This window comes from Micromonospora sp. NPDC004336 (assembly GCF_053602615.1).
The window spans coordinates 1-9531 of the sequence record NZ_JBSGDY010000199.1 but is presented as its reverse complement, the minus strand read 5'-3'; the positions used below and the strand labels follow the sequence as shown (position 1 = coordinate 9531).

Here is a 9531-nt window from a genome sequence, read left to right as displayed (position 1 = left end):
GCGCCGGTACGTCGATCACGGCCGGCACCAACGCCGGCCGCTCCGCCGCCAGGGCGGCGTCGAACAGCTCCAGCCCGACCTCGGCGCTCATCGGCGTCAGGCCCGCCCGCGCCGACCGCGCCCGGTCCGCCTCGTCCAGCGACGCGGCCATCCCGGCGGTGTCCCACATCCCCCACGCCAGGCTCACCGCCGGCAACCCGAGCTGCCGCCGCCACACCGCCAACCCATCCAGGAACGCATTACCCGCCGCGTACGCCGACTGCCCCGGCGAACCCAACACACCCGCCACCGACGAGAACACCACGAACAGATCCAGGCCCAGGCCCGCCGTCGCCTCGTGCAGGAACCAACCCGCCGACACCTTCGGCGCCAACACCCCCGCCAGCCGGTCCCCGGTCAGCCCCTCGATCACCCCGTCGTCCAGGACACCGGCGGTGTGCACCACACCCGCCAGCCGGCCCCCGGCGGCGATCCCCTGGACCAGACCGAACACCTGATCCCGGTCCGTCACGTCACACGCCACCACCCGCACCGACGCACCCAACGCCGACAACCGCTCCGACAGCTCACCCGCACCATCGGCCGCCGGACCACGCCGCGACACCAGCACCAGCGAGCGCACGCCGTGCACCGACACCAGGTGCTCCGCGACCAGCGCCCCGAGCGCGCCCGTGCCGCCGGTCACCAGCACCGCGCCCTCGCCCAGGCTCGGCGTCTCCGCCGCCGTGCCGGCAGCCGCCCGGACCAGGCGCGGCACGAACACCGCGTCGGAGCGGACGGCGACCTGGCCGCCCGTCGCCACCGGCTCGTCCGCCACCCCGGCCAGCACGCCCAACAGTCCGGCGTGCAGGTCGCCGTCGACGTCGGCCAGGACGATGCGGCCCGGGTGCTCCGACTGCGCCGAGCGCAGCAGACCCCACACCGCCGCCCCCGCCAGGTCGCTGACCCGGTCCTCGGCCCCGACGGAGACGGCACCCCGGGTCACCACGACCAGCCGGGAATCCGCCAGCGCGTCGGCCGCCAGCCACGACCGGACCGCCGCGAGGACGGCCGACGTCGCCGCCCGTACCGCGTCGGGGTCGTTGTCGGCGTCCGTGGCGCGGGCGGCGTCCCCGCCCACGCCGCCGGCCGAGCCGACCGGCAGCAGCAACAGCCGGGGCGGCACGCCCGACGGCTCGGCGGCGGTCGCGGCCACCGCCTCGACGTCGGCGAACGCCGGCACGTCCACGGCGGCCGGCGGACCCACCAGCGCCCACCCAAAGACGTCCCCGGCGGCGGCGACCTCCTCGGCCCGCCAGGCCACCTCGAACATCGAGCGGGCCGCCGCACCCGCCGGCGACACCGCCGTCAGCTCCCGCAGCGCGAGGGAGTCCACCGACACCACGGCGGCGCCCGACTCGTCGGACGCGACCAGCCGCACCGCCGCACCCGCGCGCGTCAGGCGCACCCGCAGCGTCCGCGCGCCCGAGGCGTGCACCTGCACGCCCTCGAACGCGAACGGCACCCGCGGCCCGCCCGACTCCGCACCCAGCAGCAGCCCGATCGGGTGCAACGCCGCGTCCAGCAACGCCGGATGCACCCCGAAGCCCGCCGCGTCGCCGGCCACCTCGTCGGGCAACGCCACCTCGGCGAACACGTCGCCGCCGCCGGTCCAGACCCGGCGCAACCCCCGGAACACCGGCCCGTACGACAGACCGTGCTCCGCCAGCGCCGGATACCAACCGGCCAGGTCCACCTCGACACCGCCGGCGGGGGGCCACTCCCCCACGCCCGGCTCCTCGGCCGACGCGGGCTCCAGCACGCCCTCCGCGTGCCGGACCCACTCCGGATCGACGGCCTCCTCCGGCTGGGAGTGCACGGTCACCGACCGGCTGCCCGCCTCGTCGGCCGCGCCGACCCGCACCTGCACCCGCACGCCGCCCGACTCCGGCAGCACCAGCGGCGCGGCGATCGTCAGCTCGCGTACCCGGGACGCGCCCACCTCGTCGCCGGCCCGCACCGCCAGCTCCACCAGCGCCGCGCCCGGCACCACCACCACGCCCGACACGGCGTGGTCGGCCAGCCAGGCGTGCGTCGCCGTGGACAGCCGGCCGGTCAGCACGACCATGTCCTCGCCGGCCACGGAGACCGCCGCGCCGAGCAGCGGATGCCCCGCCGCCCCGAGCCCGGCCCCGGAGACGTCGATCCACCGGCCGGCCGGCTCCAGCCAGAAGCGCTGGTGCTGGAAGGCGTACGTCGGCAGGTCCACGTGCCGGCCGCCACCGCCGAGCAGGCCCGCCCAGCCGACGGTCACCCCGTTCGCGTGCAGCCGGGCGAGCGCTTCGAGGAGGGCCTGCGGCTCGGGGCGGTCGTGGCGCGAGGCCGGGACCAGCAGGGGCGCCGGCCCGTCCGCCGCGCGGTCGGCGAGGCAGGCCTGCGCCATGGCGGTCAGCACGCCGTTCGGCCCCACCTCCAGGAAGGTGTCGACGTCCTCGGCGCGCAGGCAGTCGACGGCGTCGGCGAAGCGCACCGTGCCGCGTACGTGCCGCACCCAGTAGCCGGGGTCGCGGAGCTGGTCGGCGTCGGCGACGCGGCCGGTCAGGTTGGACACCACCGGGATCGTCGGCGGCCGGAACGTCAGCCCCTCGGCGACCGCCGCGAAGTCGGCGAGCATCGGGTCCATCCGCACGCTGTGGAAGGCGTGGCTGACCCGCAGCCGGCGGGTCTGCACGCCCCGCTCCGACCACACGCGCCGCACCTCGTCGAGCGCCTCGGCGTCGCCGGCGACCACGACGGCGGCGGGGCCGTTCACGGCGGCGACGTCCAGCCGGTCGGTCAGCCCGGCGAGGGACGCGGTCACCGCCGCCTCGTCCGCCGCCACGGCGAGCATGCCGCCGCCGGCGGGCAGGGCCTGCATGAGCCGGCCGCGCGCGGCGACCAGCGCGCACGCGTCCTCGACGGAGAGCACCCCGGCGACGTGCGCGGCCGCGATCTCGCCGATGGAGTGCCCGGCGACCAGGTCCGGCGTCACGCCGAGCGACTCGACGAGGCGGAACAGCGCCACCTCGACGGCGAACAGCCCGGCCTGGGTGAACACCGTCCGGTCCAGCAGCTCCGCCTCGACGGAGCCGTCCGGGGCGAACAGCACCTCCCGCAGCGGGCGCGGCAGCAGCGGATCCAGGTGCCCGCACACCTCGTCCAACGCGGCGGCGAAGGCCGGGAACGCCGCGTACAGCTCGCGGCCCATCCCGGCGCGCTGCGCGCCCTGGCCGGAGAAGAGGAAGGCGGTCCGGCCGCGCGGGGCGGCCACGCCGGTGGTGACGGTGCCGTGCGGCTCGCCGTCGGCGAGGGCCCGCAGCCCGGCGAGGAGGTCGTCGGCGTCGCCGGCCAGGACCACGGCGCGGTGGTCGAGCCCGGCGCGGCTGACCGAGGCGGCCGCGACGTCCGCCGGGCGGAGGGAGTCGGCGCGGCCGAGGTGGTCGGCCCAGCGCCCGGCCTGCCCGGCGAGCGCCTCGGGGGTGCGGGCGGAGAGGAACACCGGGGCCAGCGGCAGCGCCACCGGCGGGGCCCCGTCCGTGGGCGGGGGGTCCTCGGCGGGCGCCTCCTCCAGGATGACGTGGGCGTTCGTACCGCTGATGCCGAACGACGACACGGCGGCCCGGCGCGGCCGGTCGGCGGCCGACCACGCTCGCGCCTCGGTCAGCAGCGAGACCTGCCCGGCGGACCAGTCGATGTGCGGGGACGGCGCGTCGACGTGCAGGGTGGCGGGCATGGTGCGGTGCCGGATGGCCTCGATCATCTTGATCAGGCCGGCGGCGCCGGCGGCGGCCTGGGTGTGGCCCAGGTTCGACTTGACCGAGCCCAGCCAGAGCGGCCCGCCGTCGCCCCGGTCCTGCCCGTACGTGGCCAGCAGCGCCTGCGCCTCGATGGGGTCGCCGAGGGTGGTGCCGGTGCCGTGCGCCTCGACCACGTCGACGTCGGCCGGCGAGAGCCGGGCGTTGGCGAGGGCCTGCCGGATCACCCGCTCCTGCGACGGGCCGTTGGGGGCGGTGAGCCCGCTGCTGGCGCCGTCCTGGTTGACGGCGCTGCCCCGGACGACGGCGAGGATCCGCCGGCCGTCGCGGCGGGCGTCGGTGAGCCGCTGCAACAGCAGCACCCCGACCCCCTCGGACCAGCCGGTGCCGTCGGCGGCGGCGGCGAAGGACTTGCAGCGGCCGTCGGAGGCCAGGCCCCGCTGGCGGGAGAAGTCGGCGAAGGTGCCGGGGGTGGACATGACCGTGACGCCGCCGGCGAGCGCGAAGTCGCAGTCGCGCTGGCGCAGCGCCTGCGTCGCGAGGTGCACGGCGACCAGCGACGACGAGCAGGCGGTGTCGACCGTGACCGCCGGGCCTTCGAGCCCGAAGGTGTACGCCACCCGCCCGGACACCACGCTGCCGGAGTTGCCGGTGCCGATGTAGCCCTCCACGCCGTCGGGCAGGTCCAGCACCCGCGACGCGTAGTCGTGGTACATGACCCCGGCGAAGACGCCGGTGCGGCTGCCGCGCAGCGCCTGCGGGTCGATGCCGGCGTGCTCGAACGCCTCCCAGGAGGTCTCCAGCAGCAGCCGCTGGTGCGGGTCCATCGCCAGGGCCTCGCGCGGGCTGATGCCGAAGAAGCCCGGGTCGAACTGCGGCGCGTCGTAGAGGAAGCCGCCCTGGCTGCTGGTCGACGTGCCCGGGTTGTCCGGGTCGACGTGGAAAAGCCGCTCCAGGTCCCAGCCCCGGTCGGTCGGGAAGTCGCCCACCCCGTCGCCGCCCCGCTCGACGAGGTCCCACAGCTCCGCCGGGCTGGACACCCCACCCGGGAAGCGGCACGCCATGCCGATGACGGCCATCGGCTCGCGGTCCTTGGCCTCCACCTCGCGTACCCGCCGGCGCGCGTCGCGCAGGTCGGCAGTCGCACGCCGGAGGTAGTCGAGGAACTCTGCCTCAGTGGGCATCGGGCCACTCCGTATCGGGGTTCGAGGTGTGCGACATGCCGGATCAGGCCGAGCCGAGCTCTTCGTCCAGCAGGCTGAAGATCTCCTCGGCGGAGGCCGACTCGAGGCTGGTGCCGTCGGCGGCGGCGGAGTCCGCCTCGGACTCGGTGTAGGTCCACAGGGAGAGCAGTTCGCGCAGCCGCGCGCCGACGGCGGCCCGGTCGCTGTCGGCGGCGGCCACCGCGCGCATGGCGTGCTCCAGCTTGTTCAGCTCGCCGAGCACCGTCAGCGCGGACGTGCTGCGCTCCGCCAGCAGCGCGCCCCGCAGGTACTCGACCAGCGCGGCGGTGGTCGGCCGGTCGTAGATCAGCGTGGACGGCAGCCGCAGGCCGGTGGCCGCGTTGAGCCGGTTGCGGAACTCGACCGCGGTCAGCGAGTCGAAGCCCAGCTCGACGAAGCCGCGCTCGACGTCGATCGAACGGATCGACGCGTAGCCGAGGACGGCGGCGGCGTGGGTGCGGACCAGGTCGGAGAGCACCTGGTCGCGGTCGGCCTCCGCCGTCGCGGCGAGGGTCTCCCGCAGCGCCTCGGCCGGGTCCCGCTCGGCGGCGCGGGCCGCGCCGGTCGCCGCCGGGCGCACCAGCGACCGCAGCACCGGCGGCACCGCCGCCGGCCCGTGCCGGCCGATCAGCGCGAGGTCCAGGTTGACCGGTACGACGACCGGCTCGGCGAAGCGCAGCGCCTCGCTGAACAGGTCCATGCCCTCGTCGGCGCCGAGCGGCACGAAGCCGCCCCGGTTCATCCGGGCCTCGTCGACGTGCCCGGTCTGCCCGTCGCCGGTGTCGTTGACCCACGGGCCCCAGGCCAGCGAGAGCGCCGGGAGTCCCCGGTCGCGCCGGTGCTGGGCGAGGGCGTCGAGGAAGCAGTTCGCCGCGGCGTGGTTGGCCTGCCCGGGGCCGCCGAAGAGGCCGGCCGCCGAGGAGAAGAGCACGAACGCGGCCAGGTCCAGCTTCTCGGTCAGCTCGTGCAGGTGCCACGCCGCGTCGACCTTGGGACGCAGCACGGTGTCGAAGCGGTCGGGGGTGAGCGCGGGCAGGACGCCGTCGTCGAGCACCCCGGCCGCGTGCACCACGCCGGTCAGCGGCAGGTCGGCCGGGAGCTGGTCGAGCAGGAGGGCGAGCGCGTCGCGGTCGGTGACGTCGCAGGCGACCACCCGGGCGGTGGCGCCCAGCCCGGCCAGCTCGTCGACCAGCGCGGCGACGCCCGGGGCGTCCGCCCCGCTGCGGCTGGCCAGCAGCAGGTGCCGTACGTCGTGCCGGGTGACGAGCCGGCGTGCCACGAGCCGCCCGAGCAGGCCGGTCGCCCCGGTCACCAGGACGGTGCCGGCGGCCAGGTCGGGGCCCGACGCGTCGGCCGGGGGCGGGCCGAGCCGGGTCAGCCGGGGCACCCGGAGCTGGCCGGCGCGTACGGCGAGCTGGGGTTCGCCGGTGGCCAGGGCCGCCGGCAGCAGCGCGGCGGCCGGGGCGTCGTCGTCCACGTCGAGGAGCACGATCCGGTCGGGGTTCTCCGACTGGGCGGAGCGCAGCAGGCCCCAGGCGGTGGCGGCCGGCACGTCGGCGATCCGCTCGTCCGGGTCGACGCGGACCGCGCCGCGGGTGACCACCACCAGCCGGGCGGCGGTCAGGGACTCCTCGGCGAGCCACTGCTGGGCCAGCGCGAGCATCCGGTGGGCGACCCGGTGCGCCTGGGCGGCCGGGTGCGGCTCGTCGGCGGCCGGTCCGGCGCAGGTCACCAGCACCGCGTCGGGCACGGGGCCGCCCGCGCGCGCCTCGGCCACCAGCGCGGAGAGGTCCGGGTGCCGGTCGGCGCCGGGCCAGTCGTCGCCGAGGACGACGAGTCGTGGGCTGCCGTCGGCGCGGCCGGCGGCGGGGGCGACCCAGTCGAGGCGGTGCAGCGACCGGCTGGCCGAGCGGCGGGCGGCGCTGAGCTGCTCGCCGGAGATGGGCCGCAGGACCAGGCCGTCGACGGAGGCGACCGGGGTGGCGCCGGTGTCGGTGACGGTCAGGGTCACCGAGCCGGCGTCGGTGGCGCGCAGCCGGATCCGCAGCTCGCGGGCGCGGGTGGGCCGGATGGTCACGCCCGACCAGGTGAACGGCAGGCCCGGGCGGATGTCGGGACCGCCCTCGGCTTCCGGCGCACCGCCGCCGGAGTCGCCGGCCGCGCCGGCCGTGGCGTTGGCGTCGGTAGCGCCGGCCGTGGCGCTGGTGCCGGCCGCGCCGGCCGTGGCGCTCGCGCCGGTAGCGCCGATGGCGCCGGCCGTGGTGCTGATGTCGTCGGCCGTGGCGCTGGCGTCGGCGGCGCCGGCCGTGGCGGCGGCGCCGATGGCGTGCAGCGCCGCGTCCATCAGGGCCGGGTGCACGGAGAACGCCGTGGTGTCGGTGGACGCGTCGGCGTCGAGGGCGACCTCGGCGAGGACGTCCCGGCCCGAGCGCCAGGCGGCGCGCAACGCCCGGAAGGTGGGGCCGTAGTGGTAGCCCTGGGCGGCGAGCCGGGCGTAGAGCCCGTCGAGGGCGATGGGCTCGGCGTCGGCGGGCGGCCACACGGCGGCCGGGGCGGGCTCCGGGTCGACGGTGTCGGCGAGCTGGCCGGAGGCGTGCCGCTGCCAGGCGCGGGAACCGTCGGGGCCGGTGTCGTCGTCGCGCCGGGTGTGGACGGCGACGGGCCGGTGCCGGGTCTCGTCCGGCGGGCCGACCCGGACCCGCAGGTCGATGCCGCCCTCGGTGGGGATCGCCAGCGGCGCCTCCAGGTTCAGCTCGGCGACGGTCGCCGCGCCGGCCTGCCGGCCGGTCCAGGACGCCAGCTCCACCAGGGCCGTCCCGGGCAGCAGCACCGTGCCCAGCACGGCGTGGTCGGCGAGCCACGGGTGGGTGGCGAGGGAGATCCGGCCGGTGAACAGCAGCCCCTCGTCGCCGGGCAGGTCGGCCACCGCGCTGAGCAGCGGGTGGTCGACGACGTCGAGGCCCACGGCGGGCAGGACGGAGCGGTGGGCGCCGGTGCGCTCCAGCCAGTAGCGGTGCCGGTCGAACGCGTACGTGGGCAGGTCGACCGGCTCGGACTCGGGCAGCAGCCGGCGGTGGTCCACCGCCAGGCCGAGCGTGTACGCGGTGGCGAGCCCGGTCAGCAGCCGGGTGGCGGCGTCGTCCGACCCGTCGAGGGTGTCCAGCACGTGGCCGGTGGCGCCGGACGCGTCGAGGACGGCGGCGACCCGGGCGGTCAGCGCCGGCTCCGGCGAGACCTCGACGAAGGTCACGTGTCCGGCGTCCACGGCGGCGCGCAGGGCGGCGTCGAGCTGCTCCGACCGGGCCGCCTCGTCGGCCCCCGGACCGGCCCGGCCGGTCAGGTGCGCGGCCCCGGATTCGGCCGGGGCGTCGGCGCGGAGGTCGGCCCAGTGGTCGGCGCCGAGGGTGGCCGCGTCGGCCCAGTCGCCGGTGACCGTGGAGGCCAGCCGGGCGGTGCCGGGCTGCGGCGCGATCCCGGCCAGCGCGGCGCGGAGGCCGTCGCGGTCCAGCCCGCCGGCGGCGGCCCGGGCGCGCAGCGCCACCGTGCGGGCGGCGTCGGACAGGGACAGCAGGCCCGCCACGTGAGCGGCCACGACCTCGCCGTCGCCGTCGCCGACGACCGCGGCCGGGGTGACGCCGGCGTGCCGCCAGACGGCGGCGAGCGCCACGCCGACGGCGAACCGGACGGGCCGGGCCAGCTCCGGCCGGTCGGCCCAGGACCGGTCGGGGCCGATGAGCAGGGCGGCCGGGTCGACGTCCACCCAGGGCGCCAGGGCCTGCCGGCACTCGGCGAGGGCGTCGTCGAAGACCGGGCAGCGGCCCACCAGGCCGGCCGCCGCACCCGCCGGGGCGGCGGCCGGGAAGACGAACACCGGGCCCGCGCCGTGGTTGGCGGCGGCGCCGGTCACCACGTTGCCGGCCGGGGTGCCGGCGGCGAGCGCGTCCAGGCCGGCCAGCAGCTCGCCCGGCGTCGCGCCGACCACCACGGCGCGCCGGTCGAACGCCGACCGGGTCGCGGCGAGGGACCAGCCGACCGCCGCCGGGGCGAGGCCGGGGTGCGTGCGCAGGTGCCGGGCCAGCCGGGACGCCTGCGCGGCCAGGGCGGAGCCCGAACGGGCCGACACGGGCCAGGCCACCACGTCGGCGGCGAGCAGCCCGGCGGTACGTCCCCGCGCCTGCGCACCGGCGGCCGGCGGCGTCGGGGCGTCGGTCGCCTCGGCGTCGGCGGGAGCGTCGACGGGCTGCTCGACGACCACGTGGGCGTTGGTGCCGGAGATGCCGAACGAGGAGACCGCCGCCCGCCGGGGCCGGTCGACCGCCGGCCACGGCCGGGACCGGGTCACCAGCTCCACGTCGCCGGCCGACCAGTCGATGTGCGGCGACGGCTCGTCGACGTGCAGCGTCGCCGGCACCACGCCCTCCCGCATGGCGAGGACCATCTTGATCACGCCGGCCACGCCGGCGGCGGCCTGCGCGTGACCCATGTTCGACTTGACCGAGCCCAGCAGTAGCGGGCCCGCGTCGCCCCGGTCCTGC

At 77.9% G+C, this 9531-nt stretch carries 2 protein-coding genes; both read right to left on the bottom strand.

Features of this window, described 5'->3' with window-relative positions; all coding sequences use genetic code 11:
• The coding region (locus ACWENR_RS27075) for a type I polyketide synthase (RefSeq protein WP_452279777.1) at positions 1 to 4972 on the bottom strand (4972 nt) is incomplete at its 3' end.
• 28 nt (positions 4973 to 5000) lie between these two features.
• Positions 5001 to 9531, bottom strand: a 4531-nt coding sequence (locus ACWENR_RS27070; protein WP_452279776.1) for an SDR family NAD(P)-dependent oxidoreductase, incomplete at its 5' end; no start/stop codon positions are given.